Genomic DNA, 17,425 nt, shown 5'->3' on the forward strand with positions numbered 1-17,425 from the left:
AAAGGTGGCGTCCAGATCCGGTTGCATCGGATCTGGACGCCAAATTAGGCGTGCATCGGATCCCGTTTTTCGGGGTCGAGGTGATAGAGCTCGATCGCCTCGGCGACTTTCTTGGCAGGCAGCAATTGTGACTCCGCCATGGCCTTCAGCGCGGCGACGGCGACGTAGTTGCGGTCCACCTCGAAGAAGGCGCGCAGCTTTCGGCGGTAGTCGGAGCGGCCGAAGCCATCCGTGCCGAGGACCTTGAAGCGGGTCGGCACATAGGCGCGGACCTGCTCGGCATAGGCGCGGATGTAATCGGTGGAGGCGACCACCGGGCTGTCGCCCCGCGCGGCAAGCTGCTGCGTGACATAAGGGACGCGCGGCTCCTCCAGCGGATGCAGCATGTTCCAGCGCTCGCAGAGGTCCGCCTCGCGCTTCAGTTCGGTGAAGCTCGTGACCGAGAAAATATCGGCGTGAATGCCGAAATCGCGCTCCAGAAGCTCCGCGCCGGCGATGACCTCACGCAGGATCGCGCCCGAGCCGAGCAGGGTCACGCGCTTCTCCTTCGGCGTGCCCTCGGGCGCCGCCTTGAAGAGATACATGCCCTTGACGATCCCTTCTTCCGCGCCTTCCGGCATGGCGGGATGCTCGTAATTCTCGTTGAGCAAAGTGAGGTAGTAATAGACGTCCTCGCCCTTGCCATACATGCGCTCCAGCCCGTTCTGGACGATGACCGCGACCTCGTAGCCGAAGGTGGCGTCATAGGAGACGCAGTTGGGAATGGTGGCCGAGAGGATATGGCTGTGGCCGTCCTCGTGCTGCAGGCCCTCGCCGTTGAGCGTGGTGCGGCCAGAGGTGCCGCCGAGCAGGAAGCCGCGCGCGCGCATGTCGCCCGCTGCCCAGGCGAGGTCGTGCACGCGCTGGAACCCGAACATCGAATAATAGATGTAGAACGGGATCATCGGCGTGTTGGAATTGGAATAGGACGTCGCCGCCGCGATCCACGACGCCATGGCGCCGGCTTCATTGATGCCTTCCTGCAGCATCTGGCCCGAGCGGTCCTCCTTGTAATAGGAGAGCTGGTCGGCGTCCTGCGGGCGGTAGAGCTGGCCGACCTGCGAGAAGATGCCATATTGCCGGAACATGCCCTCCATGCCGAAGGTGCGGCTCTCGTCCGGCACGATCGGCACGATGCGCTTGGCGATATTCTTGTCGCGCAGCAGATGGTTCAGCACGCGCACGAAGGCCATGGTGGTGGAGACTTCGCGGCCTTCGGTGGATTTGAGCTGCGCTTCGAACGCCGACAGGGGTGGGATGATCAGCGGCTCGCTCTGGCGGCGGCGTGAAGGCAGGTAGCCGCCCAGAGCCTTGCGGCGCTCGTGCAGATAATTGTCTTCTTCCGAACCCGCCGGGAACTTGATCAGCGGGAGGTGCTCGATCTCGGCGTCGGCGACCGGAATCTTGAAGCGGTCGCGGAACTGCTTGAGCGCCTCCAGGCTCATCTTCTTGGCCTGATGCGACATCATCTGCGCTTCGCCAGCCGAGCCCATGCCATAGCCCTTGACGGTCTTGGCGAGGATCAGCGTCGGCTGGCCCTTGTGCTCCGAGGCCGCCTTGTAAGCCGCGAAGACCTTGCGCGAGTCATGGCCGCCGCGGGTCAGGCTCCAGATCTTGTCGTCCGACCAGTCCTTGACCATGGCCGCCGTCTCAGGATAGCGGCCGAAGAATTTCTCGCGGATGTAGGCGCCGTTCTTGGACTTGAAGTCCTGATATTCGCCGTCGACGCATTCTTCCATCAACTGGCGCAGCCGCCCGGTCGTGTCGTTCGCGAGCAGTTCGTCCCAGCCCGCGCCCCAGACCAGCTTGATGACGTTCCAGCCGGAGCCGCGGAAATCGGCCTCCAGCTCCTGGATGATCTTGCCATTGCCGCGCACAGGGCCGTCGAGGCGCTGAAGATTGCAATTGATGACGAAGATCAGATTGTCGAGCTTTTCGCGGCCCGCGAGCGAAATCGCGCCGAGCGATTCCGGCTCATCCATCTCGCCGTCGCCCATGAAGGCCCAGACCTTGCGCTCATGCGTCTCGATCAGGCCGCGCCCTTCGAGATAGCGCAGGAACCGCGCCTGATAGATCGCCATCAGCGGCCCAAGACCCATCGAGACGGTCGGGAATTGCCAGAAGTCAGGCATCAGCCAGGGGTGCGGATAGGAAGACAGGCCCTTGCCGTCCACTTCCTGGCGGAAATTGAGGATCTGCTCTTCCGAGATGCGTCCTTCCAGATAAGCGCGGGCGTAAACGCCCGGCGAGCTGTGGCCCTGGATGAAGATCAGGTCGCCGGCGTGGGTGGCGTCCGGCGCGCGCCAGAAATGCATGAAGCCGACGTCATAGAGCGTGGCGGCGGATTGGAAGCTGGCGATATGGCCGCCCAGTTCCGACGACACCTTGTTGGCCTTGAGCACGATCGCCGCGGCGTTCCAGCGGATCGCGGCGCGGATCTTCGATTCGATCGCGCGCTCGCCGGGAGGCTCCGGCTGGTCGGCCACGGGGATCGTATTGATATAGGCGGTGTTCCAGGCGAAGGGCAGTTGCGCGCCATTCTTGCGCGCTTCCGAGACCACCTCGCTGAGCAGGTCGTCCACCCGCTCCACGCCTTCATATGCCTGCACCGAATTCAGGGCTTCAAGCCACTCGCGCGTTTCGGCGGTCGCATCTGATTTATCCATGCCCAGCTCCCTTGACGGCGGTGGCCGGCACAAGGCCCCGCTCTGGTTTTGGCGAATGATAAGCGGCCTTTTCAGCCGCGGCCTCTCAGCTTTTCGATGCTTAACCGAAAGGCTTAGTTGAAGATCACGATGTGAAGATTCCCCGGGCCGTGGGCACCGCGCGCCAGCACGCCTTCGATATCGGTGGTGCCGCTCGCGCCGGTGACGAGATTGACATTGCGCGGGACGGGCAGGCCGCTGGCGAAAACGGCGTAATCTTCCAGCAGCGGCATCAGGGTTTGCGCGTCCAGCGCAACCAGATGATGCAGCGGCAGGAAGCCGTACAAGGTCGGCGCTTCGGCGCCCGAATGGAAAATGAGCGAGCCGGTTTCCGCAATGCCGCCCAGGGCCAGCCCGACTGCGAGCGCGGTGTCGCGGCGCAAGGGCGCGCCGGGGCGCAGTTCGGCTCCGGGCGCATCCTGCCAGGCTAATTGCTGGAGGCGGGGATCGGGCTGCAGGGCGAAATCCGGGGCGAGGGCGTTGGTCGCCACATAGCGCGCGACGGCGCCGGGAAGGTCCGTCAGCCTGGCGACGCGCTCCACCGTCGCGCCGACTTTTTCAGCGCTGACGCGGGCGGTGAACAGACCGACCAGATCGCTGGCGTCGAGCGGCGGCAGAGTCCGCTTCATCGCCTGCGAACAGGCCTGCGCCTCGGATGCGATGCTCGTGGGCGCGGCGACTTCGGGCCGGGCCTTGCGGATCGCGGCGAAAATGTCGTTGCGGGCGCTCATGGCGTTCCGCCTTTCCGGATGCTGGTCAAGAAACTTTCCCCCGGCGGCTTGGGCAGGTCGCGCGCGGCGGTCCAGCCCGAGGCGAGCGGCAGCGAGGATATCCAGCCGCCTTTTGCGAACAGCCGCATCGCGGGCAGCGCGACGGCCTGCGCCAATTGGTAAAGTCTTGGACGTGCGGCGAAGAAGGCCCAGAGTCTGATGGCGGCGCGCAGCGTCTTGGGTTCGTAGCCGGCGCGCCAGCTCTGCTCGCGCCAATGCCGCAACATGGTCGGCAGCGGGATATCCACGGGGCAAACCTGCCGGCACTGGCCATTAAGGGTGCATGCGTTGGGCAGGTCGCGCGTCTGCTCAAGCCCATCGAAGACCGGGGTCAGCACCGAGCCCATCGGGCCGGGATAGGCGCCGCCATAGGCGTGGCCGCCGATGGCGCGATAGACCACGCAATGATTGAGGCAGGCGCCGCAGCGCAGGCAGCGCAGCATTTCCGGCATTTCGGTCAGCATTTCCGTGCGGCCGTGATCGACCAGGACGATATGGAACTGATCCGGCCCGTCGAGGTCGCCCGGGCGCTTCGGTCCGCAATGGAAGGTGGTGTATTGGGTCAGGTCGGCGCCGGTGGCCGAGCGCACCAGCAGGCGGGTCAATTGCAGCGCATGTTCGGTGCTGGCGACGATCTTCTCGATGCCCGCCGTCACGATATGGACGCGCGGCGGGGTCGTGGTCAGCTCGGCATTGCCCTCATTGGTGATGGTGCAGATCGCGCCAGTGTCCGCGCACAGGAAATTCGCGCCGGAAATGCCGACATCCGCCGCGAAGAAATCCTCGCGCAATTCCTTGCGCGCCGAGCCGACCATGCTGACCACGTCATGGGCGGTCGGCTTTTCGCGGTGATGCTCGTCGAAAAGTTTGGCCACGTCCTCGCGGGTGCGATGGGCGGCGGGCCAGATGATATGCGAGGGCGTCTCGCCGGCAAGCTGGATGATGTGTTCGGCGAGATCGGTCTCAACGCGGCGGATGCCGGCGCCGGCCAGCGCATGGGGCAGGCCGATTTCCTCGCCGAGCATGCTCTTCGAGCGGGTCACCGTCCTGGCGTTCGCAGCCTTGCAGATGTCGACGACGATCTTGCAGGCTTCGTCGGGGTCGCGCGCCCAATGCACCTGCGCGCCGGAGGCGAGCGCATTGCGCTCGAACATCTCCAGATAATAGGCCATATGGGCGATGGAATGGTCCTTGATCGCGGCGGCGGCGGCGCGGGCGGCGACGAAATCCGGCCAGGCCTCGACAGCGGCGGCGCGCTTGCGCCGCGCATTGCCGGTGGTGCGCTCCAGCGCGACCTTGAGCTGGGCATTGCCGAGCGCCTTGTCGACGCGCTCCTGAAAAGTCCCGGATGGCGCGCTCATTTGGCCTCCTTGCCTGCGGCGCCTGTGGATTCCTCGCCAATGGCGTAAGCGGACATTCCGGCCAGAATTTCCGCGGTGTGGAAGACGCGAGTCTTCGCGCCTTCGCGGCTCAATTTGCCGGCCATGTTCATCAGGCAGCCCAGATCGCCGCCAAGCAGCAGGTCGGCGCCGGTCGCGACGACGTTTTGCGCCTTTTCGCCAACGATCGCGTTGGAGATGTCGGAATATTTCACGCAGAAGGTCCCGCCGAAACCGCAGCAGGTCTCATCGCCTTCCAACGGGCGAAGCTCCAGTCCCTTTACCGATGACAGCAGCGCGCGCGGCTGCGCCTTGACGCCCAGTTCGCGCAGGCCCGAGCAGGAATCGTGATAGGTCGCGCTGGCCTTGCAGGCGACGTTCTGCGGGCGGAAGCCGCGCACATCGACAAGGAAGCTCAGCAATTCATGGGTCTTGGCCGCGAGGCGCTTCGCCCGGTCGAGCCAGATCGGATCATCCGCGAAAAGTTCGGGGTAATGCGCCTTGATCATCCCGGCGCAGGAGCCGGACGGCGCCACCAGATAATCGAAAGGTTCGAAGGTCTCGATGACCTGCCGGGCGATCGGCTTGGTCGCTTCATCCGCGCCGCTGTTGAAAGCGGGCTGGCCGCAGCAGGTCTGGGCGAGCGGAATCTCAACCTTGCAGCCGGCGGATTTGAGCAGGGCGACGGCGGCGAATCCGACATTCGGCCGCATGGAATCGACCAGACAGGTCACAAACAGGCCGACACGCGGCGAATTAGGGGCATTCCCACGTTCCGGCATCGGCCTGAGCCCTTCTCCAGCGAGGTCAAGGCGACCTTATAGCGAGGAAAATTCCTTGGTCAAATGATTTTACCAACTTTCATTCCAGCGGCGTCGGCTATTGACGAGTCAATGGCCGCGGCGTCATTCGCTGTGCCGAGCCAGCAGTTCAGAGCGGCCCATCCGTCGCAGGGCGCGGGCCACTCGGGTCTGTTCCTCGCGCATTTCACTGAGGGTCTTCGCGATGCCGTTGATATGGGCGGCGGCGGCGAGGCCCGCTGTTTCGGGATCACGCGCAAGGATCGCCTCGGCAATGGCGAAATGCTGGTCGAGCAATTCGTCGCGCGATCCGGGCTGGGTATAGAGCTGGCGCCGGTTGTAGAAGGCGTCGCTGCGCAGCATCTCGTAAAAGGCGCGCATCACATGCAGCAGCACGAGATTATGCGTCGCCTCATAGATCAGCATATGCAGTTCGGCGTCGGTTTCCGCCTCCGCCGCGATGTCGTTGGCCTCATGGGCCGCGCGGAGCTTTTCTAGGCAGGCCGAAATGGCCTCGCGCTCCACGTCGGTTGCGCGGGCGGCCGCGAGCCGGGCGGCCTCGCCTTCGATGAGGCAGCGATATTCGAGATAATCGGTCAACGACTGGTCGCTTGACTGGAACAATGCGGTCAGCGGGTCCGTCATGGGCGTCAGGAAGCGGCTGACGAAATTCCCGGCCTTGTTCGTCTCAATCAGTCCGCGCGACTGCAGCTTGTCGAGAGCCTCGCGCAGCGAGGGGCGCGAGACTTCCAGCGTGGCCGCCAGTTCGCGTTCCGGCGCCAGTTTCTCGCCGGGCCGCAGCGCGCCTTCGAGGATCAGCTGCTCGAGGTGGTCGGCGAGCGCGTCCGCGAGCTTTGGCGTTCGCAAGGGATCCATGAGACGTCCTGTTTGGCCCGCATCCTTGACGGATGAGGCTTGTTCTTTCGGGTTAGGTCAAATGATTAGACCACAAAAGAATTCGGTCAGCCAGATCGAAACGCCCGAAGCCTGCTTTGGTTCATCGCGCTTCGGCCAGGGCGGACCGAACGATCTTCAGCGCGCGTTCGCGCAGGTCGGGCAGGGAGGAATCCAGGCGGATCCAGTCGATCTTGCCGGCGTCGCGATGCAGCTGGGCTTCGAGCACGTTGAGATCGGCGTCCGAGACGCCCTTGGGGCGGTCATGGACGCGCTGGCGCAGCACGTCCGTCGGCGCGTCGAGCCACAGGCCGACGAAGGGCGCGCCGCATTCGCGCGCGAGCTTGGCCACGGCGTCGCGTTCGTCCGGCGTCGAATAGACCGCGTCGAGGATGATGGAGCGCCCTTGCCCGAGCGCATCCATGGCGCGCGAGAGGAGGCGCAGATAGACCGCCGCCGTGATGTTGATCTCATAGGCCGCGGGCGGCAGCTTGTCGTTGGGCCTTGTGCGGTGCATTGCCTTGCGCGTGCGGTCGGAATTGAGCGTGCGCGCGCCCGGCGGCGGCCCGATTTCGCCTGCGATGGCGGCGGCAAGCGTCGATTTGCCGGAGCCGCTGAAGCCGCCGATGGCGACGATGGCGTTGGGACGCGGCGCGAGCAGATCCTCGGCCAAAGCGAAATAGGCTCGGGCCTCGCGCTCCCGCGCGGCATCGGTCTCGATATCGCCGGTATGGGCCTGGGCCGCCGCGATATGGGCGCGGATCGCGGCGCGCAGCGCCATGAAGAAGGGCAGCGCCGCATAGCCGTCGCGGGTTTTCGCCGGCATGTCGGGCAGGGTGCGCGAAAAGGCGCTGACATAGCGGTTGAACAGCAGGTTGGCGAGGTCGTGGCGCCCGAACAGCCAGAGGTCCATAAGGGTGAAGGCGACGTCATAAAGCGTGTCGATCCGCGCGAGCCGGGGGTCGAATTCGATACAGTCGAACAGGGTCGGGCGGCCCTCGAACCAGCAGATGTTGCGAAGATAGAGGTCGCCGTGGCACAGCCGCACGAAGCCGCTCGCGGCGCGCGCGTCGAGCAGTGGCGCGAGCTTTCGCAGCTCCGCGCGGAACAGGGCGTTGAGCCGGACGAGGTCCTCCTTTGCGAAAATTCCGCTATGGGCGAAGGAAATCTCGTTGAGATCGAGCAGATGGGTAAAGACGGCTGCGCCCTGCGGCTCCTTGAAGCGCTGGGCGCTGGCGTGGAATTTCGCGATGGTCTCCGCCAGCGACTCGATGTGGGCGGGCGTTAGCCGGCCTTCGCGCGCCATGACGTCGAACAGGCCGGATTCATCGAACCTCCTCATCACCACAATGCAGTCGATCAGCCGTCCTGGCCCGTCGAAGGCCAGTCCGCCAGGCTCGCGGGTGATGCGGCGCACGCCGAGGTAAAGATCAGGCGCGGCGCGAGAATTCAGCGCCAGTTCGGCGCGGCATGCCTTTTCGCGCAGGCTGGCCTTGGAGAAGTCGAGATAGGGAAAGGCGATCGCGCGTTTCAGCTTGAACACGAGGCCGCCGGCGAGGAATAGCAGCGAGACGTGGGTCTGCTTGAATTCGACCGGGGCGCCGGCCTCACGCGCCAGGGCCTGCGAGATGAAAGCAATGGCAGCCGATTGGTCCATGAGGTCTCGCCCAGATTTGACGGCGCGGGTCAGGGTTCGATAGGGGCGGGGCGGGTGCGGCGCAGCACCATATTCGCCACCAGCGCCTGCGCGACCTGTTCGGCCAGGCACTCATAGCCGATTTCGGCGGCGAAGGGCTGGTCGCCCTGTTCGATCCGGTCGCGCGTTCGCGTCGCGAATTGCATCGCCTCGTAGCGGCGCAGATAAAGCACGTTTTCCGCCAGCGCGACGCGGCGGGTCGCCTCGCGGATGGCGTCCGCCTCGCGGTCGTCATGCAGCCAGGGATTGGCTTCGAATCCGACCAGCAGCACGTCGAGGCCATTTTCCTTGGCCCAGCGCACGCCCTCGCGCAGATGGGACTCGTAATCCTGCGGCGCGACATGCTGGAGCGCGTCATTGGCGCCGACTTGCCAGATCAGCAGGTCCGGCCGCGACAGCGCGACCTCTGTGCGCATGCGCTCGGCGGCGGTGGCGGCGATCTCTCCGGAAACCGGCCGGTTGGTGATGATCACGTCCACGCCGGTCAGGGCGCGCTCCAGCAAGGTTTCCAGCGCTGCGGGATAGGATTTGTGCTGGCCGCGACCCATGCCGATGGGCGAGCCGATGATCAGGATATTGAGCTTTTCGCTTTTCTTCAGCGCGGCGGCGACGCGGGACAGGGGCGCTGGCGCGGCGAGCGCATCCGGCGGCGCCTCGCAGGACAGCGCCGGACGGACGCCGTCCTGCGCCGCCGATGCGGCGCCGACCGCCAGCCCGCCGAGCCCCAGGCTCAGGCTGAGGCCAATTGCCGCGCGCGCGCCACGGCGAGCCTTTTGCGCCATTCCGACAACCATGCAACTGCGCCTAATCCAGTCATTCCAACAAGTAGCACGAGGAGATCGATTTCCAAACGCCCGTTGAAACGGTAGCGGGCGACCTGTCCGCACAGGCTCAGAACCGATCCTGCGCAGAAAACATTCAAGGAATTGCGACCGAGCATCGCCAGATATTCCGTGAGGAAAGGCAGCCAGCGGTCGATATATTTGAAGGCCCCCATGAAGAAGCAGGCCAGGGCCAAAGCGTGGACGACGCGCGCCGGCGAGAGATAGGTCTTATCGAACACGAAGAAGAGTTTCGGGCTCGGCAGCACGGCGGGATCGGGCGTGAAGTCCGCCAACGCTATGGTCAGGCCGATGAGGGTCTGGAGGCCGGCAAGCCAGAACAGGACCTTCTTGGTGCGCGGCGACCAGCTCGAATAGCCTTTCGGCCCACTCAGCACGAAGCCGAGAATGAAGATGAACTGCCAGGCGAAGGGGCTGAAGAACCACGTGCCTTCGACGGGCCAGGTCGGCAGGTTGAGGCCCGTGGCCACGGTGTAGAGATAGACCGCGAAGGAGAGCGGCAGCAGCAGACGCGGCGCCAGCCGGTCGAAAATGCCGATGGTCGGCCCCATCGCCATCAGCACCACATAGAGTGGCAGAATATTGAAATAGCCGAGCTGGTAGCGCAGCAGGATCAGGCCGATATGGGCGTCGACCGGATCCTCGAACACTGCCGCCGCATTATGCCATTGCAGGATATAGGGCTGGTCCAGCGCCTTGGCGGCGCCCGCGATGATGGCGATGGCGAAGGCGGTGATGACGATCTGCGCGAAATAAATGGTCAGGGCGCGGCCCGCGAGCCGGTACAGCAGCGCGCTCAGAGGCTCGCTGGAGAGGGAATTGATCACATAACGCAGGGAGACGCCGGCGAGAAAGACGAACAGCTCGGCGGAATCGGAGAGCGAATATTCGCGGAAGGTGTAGCGCTCGATGAAGATGCCGGGGACGTGGTTGACGAAAATCGTCACCAGAGCGAAGCCGCGCCAGAAATCGACCGAATTCGGCGCCCTCATGCGGTCCATCCTCGACCCGCGCCCCTGCCAGAAGGGCGCAAGCCGGCGATGCGGGAGGGTTCAGCGGCTCGGCTCGTCATGGCTGGCGATCTTGGCGGGTCGATCTTGGCGGGCGGGTTCTGGTTCGGGCGCGATTCGCTAGCGCGAGTCTGCTGCGGACCCGCGCACAAATTTCTTCAAATCGCGAAGCTTGTCCCGCAGCCGCACGACGCCGTGGCGTTGGGATTCTCGATCCGGAAAGAGGAGCCCATCAGGTCGTCGACGAAATCGATCTGCGCGCCCTTGATGTAATCGAGCGAGATCGGATCGAGCGCCAGCCGCGATTCGGAATCGCCCAGGATGATGTCGCCTTCCTCGGCGGCGGGCACGATGTCGAAGGAATATTGGAAGCCGGAACAGCCGCCGCCATTGACCGAAATCCGCAGGAAAGAGCCCGGCGCTTCGTCGCGCAGCACTTCGGCCACGCGTTTGAGCGCGCGTTCGGTGGCCACGACCTGTTCCGCCACAAGTTCAGTCATCGGTATTCTCCGCCTTGTTCAAGAACTGAACATAGTCCTTGCCGGGGCAGGGTCAATGCGGCGCAGCGCGCTTTTCCCTTCCGCCGCGGAAACGTCGTCTTGCGCAATTACAACGGGTGAACTCGACGCCGTCGCGTCCGGCGTGATATGCGCCGCTGATAGTTCCGTCGCCTCCGTCCTGTGCAGGGTCCCTTGTCCGTCGCGCCCGGTCCGAATTTTCTCTCTGTCAAGCCGCTGGCGCCCTACGCCGCTGACTGGCGTCGCAGCCGAGGCCGGCTTTTCCCCGAGCCGGCCTCGCCGACGCGCGGCGAATTCCAGCGCGACCGCGACCGGTTGATCCATTCGACCGCCTTCCGCCGTCTCGCCCACAAGACCCAGGTGTTCATTCCGCTGGAAGGCGACCATTTCCGCACCCGCCTGACCCACACGATCGAAGTAGCGCAAATCTCCCGTGCGCTGGCGCGCGGGCTGGCGCTGGACGAGGACCTCGCCGAGGCGACGGCGCTCGCCCATGACCTCGGCCACACCTGTTTCGGCCATGCCGGCGAGGAAGTCCTCAACCCTTGCATGGCGCCTTTCGGCGGCTTCGACCACAACGCCCACGCCCTGCGCATCGTCACGAAGCTGGAGCGGCGCTACGCAGGCTGGGATGGGCTCAACCTTTGCTACGAGACGCTGGAAGGGCTGGTCAAACATAACGGGCCGCTGCGCGGACCTCATGCGCGACATGACAATGAGGGTGATATTCCATTCGAGATCAAGGAATTCGACGCGATATTTCCACTTCATCTTGAGCAATTTGCTTCGGCTGAGGCGCAATGCGCGGCGCTCGCCGACGATATCGCCTATAACGCCCATGACATCGACGACGGCCTGCGCGCCGGTCTGTTCGACCTTGAAGACCTGCACGAGGTTCCCTTCCTGCGTCACCTGCTGGAGGAGATCGCGGCGCGCCATCCGGGGCTGGAGCGGGTGCGCGTCATCCACGAACTGGTCCGCCGCGTCATCACCCGCTTTGTCGAGGACGCCCTGACCGAGAGCGCGCGGCGGCTGGCCGCGCTGGCGCCGGCGAGCATCGAGGACATCCGCCGCGCGGATGCGGCGGTGGCCGCCTTCTCGCCCGCGATGGAGACGGCGAAGGCTGAGATCAAGGCTTTCCTGTTCGTGCGCATGTATCGCCACAGCGCCATTCTGCCGGTCTGGAAGGACGCCCGGAGGATCGTGAGGGGGCTGTTCGAGAAATTTCTGGCCGAGCCGGAGGCCATGCCAGAGGAATGGGCGCAGGCGGCGCGCAATCGCAGCGAGGCCGAGCGCGCGCGGGTTGTTTCGGACTATATCGCGGGCATGACGGACCGCTACGCCCAGGCCCAGGCGGATAAATGGCTCGGAAAGGCCGTGAGCCGCCGCTGACGGCGCGAGGGCAGTTTAGGGCCTCGCCAGTTTCCCGTGCGTTGGTCTTTCGCTCTTATCTGGACATTTAGGCGACGTCCGGGCAGGGCGGGTTGCGTTCCGCTTGCGTCGCCCGCTCCGGAATGAGCGCCTGCCGCCTGTGACCCGCATTGATCCCCCGCGCGAAATGAGGCACAACGCCGCCAAATCCTGAAATCGGGCGGGGACCGGAACATGAGTGAAGTTTTGCGCGTCGGGATCGCCGGTCTCGGAACGGTGGGCGCCGCCGTTGTTCGCCTCCTTCAGACGCAGGCGGGCGATCTCGCCGCGCGCACGGGCCGCAGCATCGTCGTCGCCGGCGTCTCCGCCCGCGACCGCAAGCGCGACCGGGGCGTGGACCTTTCCGGCGTCGAATGGTTCGACGACCCCATCGCCCTTGCGCGCTCGGAAAAGATCGACCTTTTCGTCGAACTGATCGGCGGCGACGAGGGCGGCGCGCGCGCCAGCGTCGAGGCGGCCCTGAAGGCTGGCAAGTCCGTGGCGACCGCCAACAAGGCGCTGCTGGCGAAACATGGGCTGGAACTGGCCCGCCTCGCCGAATCCCATCATTCCGCCCTGGCTTTCGAGGCCTCGGTCGCGGGCGGCATACCCATCGTCAAGACCTTGCGCGAGGGACTCGCCGGCAACAGCATCGCTCGCGTCTATGGCATTCTGAACGGCACCTGCAATTACATCCTCTCGCGGATGGAGCTGGAGGAGCTGTCTTTCGCCGAATGCCTGAGCGAGGCGCAAAGGCTCGGCTATGCCGAGGCCGATCCGACCTTCGACATTGGCGGCTTCGACACCGCGCACAAGCTCGCCATTCTTGCCTCGCTCGCTTTCGGCGTGAAGCTCGACGCAGAGGCGATCAGCATCGAGGGCATCCAGGATATTTCGCTGGCCGATCTCCACGCCGCCCGCGAACTCGGCTATCGCGTCAAGTTGCTCGGCGTCGCCCAGCGCACGCCGCATGGCGTCGAACAGCGCGTGCATCCGACCATGGTTCCGCTGTCGTCCCCGATCGCGCAGGTCATGGGCGTCACCAATGCGGTGACCGTGGACGCCGACGCCGTGAATGAATTGACGCTGGTTGGCCCCGGCGCCGGCGGCATGGCGACCGCCTCGGCGGTTGTCGCCGATATCGCCGATATCGCGCGCGGCATCCGCTCCGCGCCATTCGGCCTGCCGGTCGATCACCTCGCCACGGCGCAAAAATCGCCGATGCAGCGCCATGAGGGCGGCTATTACATCCGGCTCGCGGCCCGCAACCATATTGGCGCGGCGGCGGCGATCGCAACGCGCATGGCCGAGCGCGGCATTTCTCTGGAAAGCATCGTCCAGCGCCGCGGCTGCGCCGCCGACGACAGCGTCGTGCCGGTGGTGCTGGTCACTTACGCAACCACCGAAGCCTCGGTGCGCGAAGCGCTCGCGGCAATTGTCGCCGACGGCCATATCGCCGAAAAGCCGCAGGTCATTCGCATCGAACGCGAATGATTTCGCGGCTTGACGCCGCGGAGTTATGTTCCTATTTTGTTCGCACCTGAGCGAGGCGAGGAGGAATTCATGCGGCTTTACTGGGCGCCCCAGACGCGGTCCCTGCGGGTTCTATGGATGCTGGAGGAGATCGGCGCGCCTTGCGAGCGCGTGCGGGTCGATCTGAAATCCGGCGAGCAGCACAAGCCGGCCTACCACGCCATCAATCCGATGGAGAAGGTGCCCGCGCTGCAGGACGGAGAATCCTGCGTGGCGGAATCCGGCGCGGTCATCGCTTATCTGGCGGAAAAATTTCCGCAGGCGGGGCTGGCGCCTGCCATCGGCGAGGCTGCGCGCGGGCGCTATCTGCAATGGCTGTTCTTCTCCGGCTCCTGCATCGAGGCCGCGATCACCCAGAAATTCGCCAATGTTCAACTGCCTGAAGGCTCGGCGGGATGGGGGTCGTTCGACAAGGTCTTCAATGTCCTGGCGGAGGTTCTCTCCGCGAGCCCCTATCTGCTCGGCGAAAAATTCTCCGCCGCCGACGTGCTGATCGCGTCGGATCTGCATTTCGTCATCAATGTCTTCAAAATGCTGGAGCCGCGCCCGGAATTTTCTGCTTATCTGGAGCGTTGCCGCTCGCGCCCGGCCTTTTTGCGCGCGCAAAAAATCGACGCCGATGGAATCTGAGGCCCGGTTGCTGCTCGGCGTCGAAAGCAGCGCGATGGGGCGGCTGTGGCGCGATCGGCTCGACGCCGCGGGCGGCGCGCGGGCCTTGGCGATCGCGCAGCAGACCGGCCTGCCGGATCTGCTGTCGCGCGTGCTGGCCGGGCGCGGCGTCAACCCGGAGACCGCTCTCGCCCATCTCGATCCCACCCTGCGCGCCCTTCTGCCCGAACCTTTCACGCTGACGGCGATGGAGGAGGCCACGGAGCGTCTGGTCCGCGCCGTCGAGCGGCAGGAAACCATCGGCATTTTCGGGGATTATGACGTCGACGGCGCCTGTTCTTCGGCGGTGCTGGCGGAATTTTTCGATTATTGCGGCGTCCCGCGCCTGATCCATATCCCCGACCGGATCACCGAGGGCTATGGTCCCAACAGCGAGGCGATCCGCGCGCTGGCCGCGCGCGGCGCGACCTTGCTGGTCACGGCGGATTGCGGCACGACCAGTTTCGAACCATTCGCCGAGGCGCGGCGACTGGGAATGGATGTGATCGTTCTCGACCATCATCAGGCGCCGGAGGTTCTTCCGGAGGCCATCGTGGTCAATCCCAACCGCCAGGACGACGTCTCGGGGCAGGGCGCGCTTTGCGCCGCGGGCGTGGCCTTCGTCACGCTGGTCGCGCTCAACCGCGCCCTGCGCCAGCGCGGCTTCTGGCGCGAGAGGCTGGAGCCTGACCTGCTGGCGTCGCTCGATATCGTCGCCCTCGCCACGGTCGCCGACGTCGCGCCGCTGACCGGCCTCAACCGGGCCTTCGTGGTCAAGGGCTTGTCGCTGATGAAGTCGCGCGGCCGCGTCGGACTGCGCGCGCTGGCTGACGTCGCCGGCCTCAACGGACCGCCGCGCGCCTATCATCTCGGTTTTTTGCTCGGCCCGCGCATCAACGCCGGCGGCCGCATCGGCGATGCGGCGCTGGGCGCCAAATTATTATTGCTGCGCGATGATCACGAGGCCGGCGCCATCGCCGCCGAGCTGGACCGGCTCAATGGCGAGCGCCAGATCCTCGAAAAGCAGATGCTTCAGGAGGCTTTGGGCGAGGCCTACAAGCAGATGGGGCCGGCAGAGGAGGGCGCCTTCGTGCTGGCCGCCGCGGCGGACTGGCAGCCCGGAATCGTCGGGCTGGTCGCCTCGCGCCTGAAGGAGCTGTTCCGGCGTCCGGCCTTCGCCATCGCCTTCGACGGAGAGGTCGGAACGGGCTCTGCGCGTTCGATCGCGGGCGTGGATCTCGGCAAGGTTGTGCGCGCGGCGGTCGAGACCGGCCTCATCGCCAAGGGCGGCGGCCACGCCATGGCGGCGGGCGTGACCGTGCGGCGCGACCAGCTCGCCGCGTTCCAGTCCTTTCTCGAAGAGCGGCTCGCCGAGCCGGTCGCCCGCGCCCGCGCCAACGCGGGGCTCTCGGTGGATGGGCTGCTGACCGCGAGCGCCTGCACGCCGGCCCTGGTCGAGGAAATCGAGAAGGCGGGGCCTTTCGGCGCGGGCAATCCCGAGCCGGTCTTCGTGCTGCCCGAGCATAGAATCACCGATGTCCTGCCCTTCGGCGCCGACAATTTGCGGCTTCGGGTCCAGTCGGGCGACGGCGCGCGGCTGGAGCTGGCGGCGTTCCGTGCTGCGCAGTCGCCCATCGGCGCAGCGCTCGCCAAGGCGCGCGGCGAGCGGGCGCATCTTGCCTGTTCGCTCTCGCTCGATCATTGGGGCGGACGCACCAAAGTCAGCGCGCGGCTGGTCGATCTGGCTATTTGCAAGCCGGGGCTCGGACGCTGAACAAAAATCCGTGGCGAAGGGGGATGAAAGGCTTGCCAGCATGAATTGGCGCGTTTATACGTCGCCCCACTTCGCAAGCGGCCAACCTGCTTCGCGCTCCGCGCCCATCGTCTAGCGGTCTAGGACGTCGCCCTTTCACGGCGAAAACAGGGGTTCGATTCCCCTTGGGCGCGCCAATAAAATCAATTAGTTAGCACAAGTCGTCGATCGAGCGTCCAAGATTCGTCCGATATCCAGGGGCGGATAAATGCGAAATTTCGCGGATGTCTCGGCAAATTTTCCGGCCATGCGGCATACCGCCGACAAGAACCGCCGCTGGCGATTATCCATCTTCGCTCGATGGGACTTACCGGCGCCCTTGGCGCTGGCGTCGGCTTCGATCGGTTCACAGCGGTCCTGTCCCGTGTGTTGGATGTTCCTGAGGAATACTGTGCCCCGGCATGCCCGGCGCCGGCGCTCCGCCATCATTTTCTCGGCGCGCTTTGTCCCGCCGCCGCAACGCAATTCCTGCTCGGCTCCTGACTCAGCCGCCGTGGCGTGGCAAGGCCAGTCCCCAGCGGATCGCCGCGCCCCGGAGGGCAAAGCCGCTGGCGGCGCCCGCGAGCGACGCCGCCGGCGCCGAGAGGCCCAACACGTCAAGGCCGACAAAAAGCGCGGCCGCGAGCACTGCCGCCGTCACATAGAGTTCGTTGCGCAAAAGGATTGAGGGCAAGCCCGCCACGACGTCGCGAATCACGCCGCCCATGCAGGCGGTGACGATTCCCATGGCGGCGGCCGGAAGAGGCGCAATCCCGACGCTCAGGGCCTTTCCAGCGCCATAGACAGAATAGGCTGAGAGCCCGGCGGCGTCGAACCAGTCGAGCGCCCGAACCGGCCACCAGCGCAGCGGGACCAGCCAGACCGCGACCGCAACCGACAAGCATATGACCAAGGGCGCCGGATCCCGCATCCAGAATACGGGCGCGCCGATGAGAACGTCGCGCATCGTCCCGCCGCCGATGGCGGCGACTATGGCGAAAAAGCAGGCTGCGACAATATCGAGCCGTTGGCGCGCCGCGACCAACGCGCCCGAGACGGCGAAAACGGAAAGCCCGGCGAGGTTCAGCCAGCGCAGCACGGGCTCGATTGTGGCAAGTGTGATTTCGGCGTTCATGCGGGCGATATAGCACGGTCCGGCGCCTGTCGCCGACCACGGAAAAGAAACGTCCGCCACTAAATGCGTGGCCGGCGTTTCAGCCTTTACCGCACGGAGCCTGGAAATTGTGACTGAACCTTGAAGGCGAGCACGTCGGTCCGGGGAGAAGTCGGTCCCGTCTTCCTCTAAGGGCGCTTCGAGCACCGCGTTGCGAACCAGCTTCTTATTGACGAATTGCTGGATGCCCATGCCTTGATGGGACTTTCGGGTGG

General features: G+C 65.3%; 14 protein-coding genes and 1 tRNA gene. 5 read left to right on the forward strand and 10 right to left on the reverse strand.

What is annotated here, in order from left to right; all coding sequences use genetic code 11:
* Positions 1–44: 44 nt before the first annotated feature.
* From aceE to QM467_RS17430, 9 genes are all read right to left on the reverse strand, one after another.
* Entirely contained in the window at positions 45–2,705 is a 2,661-nt protein-coding gene (gene aceE, locus QM467_RS17390; RefSeq protein WP_283367604.1) for a pyruvate dehydrogenase (acetyl-transferring), homodimeric type, read from the reverse strand.
* A gap of 113 nt (positions 2,706–2,818) precedes the next feature.
* Positions 2,819–3,475, reverse strand: coding sequence for a LutC/YkgG family protein (locus tag QM467_RS17395; protein ID WP_283367605.1), 657 nt, complete (start codon positions 3,473–3,475; stop codon positions 2,819–2,821).
* Positions 3,472–4,875 (reverse strand): lactate utilization protein B, encoded by a 1,404-nt coding sequence (locus QM467_RS17400; RefSeq protein ID WP_283367606.1) that lies wholly within the window; start codon positions 4,873–4,875, stop codon positions 3,472–3,474. The genes QM467_RS17395 and QM467_RS17400 overlap by 4 nt, the downstream gene beginning before the upstream one ends.
* Positions 4,872–5,675: a (Fe-S)-binding protein gene (locus QM467_RS17405; protein ID WP_283367607.1), complete on the reverse strand. Its 804-nt coding sequence runs from the start codon at positions 5,673–5,675 to the stop codon at positions 4,872–4,874. Before QM467_RS17405 ends, QM467_RS17400 begins: the two co-directional genes overlap by 4 nt.
* A gap of 123 nt (positions 5,676–5,798) precedes the next feature.
* Complete coding sequence (locus QM467_RS17410) at positions 5,799–6,569, reverse strand: FCD domain-containing protein (RefSeq protein WP_283367608.1); 771 nt, start codon at positions 6,567–6,569, stop codon at positions 5,799–5,801.
* Positions 6,570–6,690: 121 nt separating this feature from the next.
* Positions 6,691–8,244, reverse strand: coding sequence for a bifunctional aminoglycoside phosphotransferase/ATP-binding protein (locus QM467_RS17415; protein WP_283367609.1), 1,554 nt, complete (start codon positions 8,242–8,244; stop codon positions 6,691–6,693).
* A gap of 29 nt (positions 8,245–8,273) precedes the next feature.
* Positions 8,274–9,065, reverse strand: coding sequence for an SGNH/GDSL hydrolase family protein (locus QM467_RS17420; protein ID WP_283367610.1), 792 nt, complete (start codon positions 9,063–9,065; stop codon positions 8,274–8,276).
* A complete protein-coding gene (locus tag QM467_RS17425) occupies positions 9,014–10,117 on the reverse strand; it encodes an OpgC family protein (protein WP_283367611.1) in 1,104 nt (367 codons plus the stop codon). Before QM467_RS17425 ends, QM467_RS17420 begins: the two co-directional genes overlap by 52 nt.
* Before the next feature lie 176 nt (positions 10,118–10,293).
* Entirely contained in the window at positions 10,294–10,635 is a 342-nt protein-coding gene (locus QM467_RS17430; RefSeq protein WP_283367612.1) for a HesB/IscA family protein, read from the reverse strand.
* Positions 10,636–10,827: 192 nt separating this feature from the next.
* Here QM467_RS17430 and QM467_RS17435 point away from each other — a divergent pair, with 192 nt between their 5' ends.
* From QM467_RS17435 to QM467_RS17455, 5 genes are all read left to right on the forward strand, one after another.
* Positions 10,828–12,045: a deoxyguanosinetriphosphate triphosphohydrolase gene (locus QM467_RS17435; RefSeq protein ID WP_283367613.1), complete on the forward strand. Its 1,218-nt coding sequence runs from the start codon at positions 10,828–10,830 to the stop codon at positions 12,043–12,045.
* Between the two features lie 213 nt (positions 12,046–12,258).
* Positions 12,259–13,557 carry a homoserine dehydrogenase gene (locus tag QM467_RS17440; protein ID WP_283367614.1) on the forward strand — a complete coding sequence of 433 codons (1,299 nt, stop codon included), beginning with the start codon at positions 12,259–12,261 and terminating at the stop codon, positions 13,555–13,557.
* A 69-nt stretch (positions 13,558–13,626) separates the two neighbouring features.
* Positions 13,627–14,226 carry a glutathione S-transferase family protein gene (locus QM467_RS17445; RefSeq protein WP_283367615.1) on the forward strand — a complete coding sequence of 200 codons (600 nt, stop codon included), beginning with the start codon at positions 13,627–13,629 and terminating at the stop codon, positions 14,224–14,226.
* Positions 14,216–16,018, forward strand: coding sequence for a single-stranded-DNA-specific exonuclease RecJ (recJ, locus tag QM467_RS17450; protein ID WP_283367616.1), 1,803 nt, complete (start codon positions 14,216–14,218; stop codon positions 16,016–16,018). The genes QM467_RS17445 and recJ overlap by 11 nt, the downstream gene beginning before the upstream one ends.
* 100 nt (positions 16,019–16,118) lie before the next feature.
* Positions 16,119–16,194: transfer RNA gene (locus QM467_RS17455), tRNA-Glu, on the forward strand.
* Positions 16,195–16,541: 347 nt separating this feature from the next.
* Here the strand turns inward: QM467_RS17455 and QM467_RS17460 are convergent.
* Positions 16,542–17,231: a trimeric intracellular cation channel family protein gene (locus QM467_RS17460; protein ID WP_283367617.1), complete on the reverse strand. Its 690-nt coding sequence runs from the start codon at positions 17,229–17,231 to the stop codon at positions 16,542–16,544.
* Positions 17,232–17,425: the final 194 nt, after the last annotated feature.

Origin of the sequence: Rhodoblastus sp. 17X3 (genome assembly GCF_030056575.1) — a bacterium.
Taxonomy (GTDB): domain Bacteria; phylum Pseudomonadota; class Alphaproteobacteria; order Rhizobiales; family Beijerinckiaceae; genus Rhodoblastus.

Coding starts and splice junctions, on each gene's coding strand:
- aceE (WP_283367604.1), bottom strand. CDS start 2,705: ATGGATAAATCAGATGCGACCGCCGAAACGCGCGAGTGGCTTGAAGCC.
- QM467_RS17395 (WP_283367605.1), bottom strand. CDS start 3,475: ATGAGCGCCCGCAACGACATTTTCGCCGCGATCCGCAAGGCCCGGCCC.
- QM467_RS17400 (WP_283367606.1), bottom strand. CDS start 4,875: ATGAGCGCGCCATCCGGGACTTTTCAGGAGCGCGTCGACAAGGCGCTC.
- QM467_RS17405 (WP_283367607.1), bottom strand. CDS start 5,675: ATGCCGGAACGTGGGAATGCCCCTAATTCGCCGCGTGTCGGCCTGTTT.
- QM467_RS17410 (WP_283367608.1), bottom strand. CDS start 6,569: ATGGATCCCTTGCGAACGCCAAAGCTCGCGGACGCGCTCGCCGACCAC.
- QM467_RS17415 (WP_283367609.1), bottom strand. CDS start 8,244: ATGGACCAATCGGCTGCCATTGCTTTCATCTCGCAGGCCCTGGCGCGT.
- QM467_RS17420 (WP_283367610.1), bottom strand. CDS start 9,065: ATGGCGCAAAAGGCTCGCCGTGGCGCGCGCGCGGCAATTGGCCTCAGC.
- QM467_RS17425 (WP_283367611.1), bottom strand. CDS start 10,117: ATGAGGGCGCCGAATTCGGTCGATTTCTGGCGCGGCTTCGCTCTGGTG.
- QM467_RS17430 (WP_283367612.1), bottom strand. CDS start 10,635: ATGACTGAACTTGTGGCGGAACAGGTCGTGGCCACCGAACGCGCGCTC.
- QM467_RS17440 (WP_283367614.1), top strand. CDS start 12,259: ATGAGTGAAGTTTTGCGCGTCGGGATCGCCGGTCTCGGAACGGTGGGC.
- QM467_RS17445 (WP_283367615.1), top strand. CDS start 13,627: ATGCGGCTTTACTGGGCGCCCCAGACGCGGTCCCTGCGGGTTCTATGG.
- recJ (WP_283367616.1), top strand. CDS start 14,216: ATGGAATCTGAGGCCCGGTTGCTGCTCGGCGTCGAAAGCAGCGCGATG.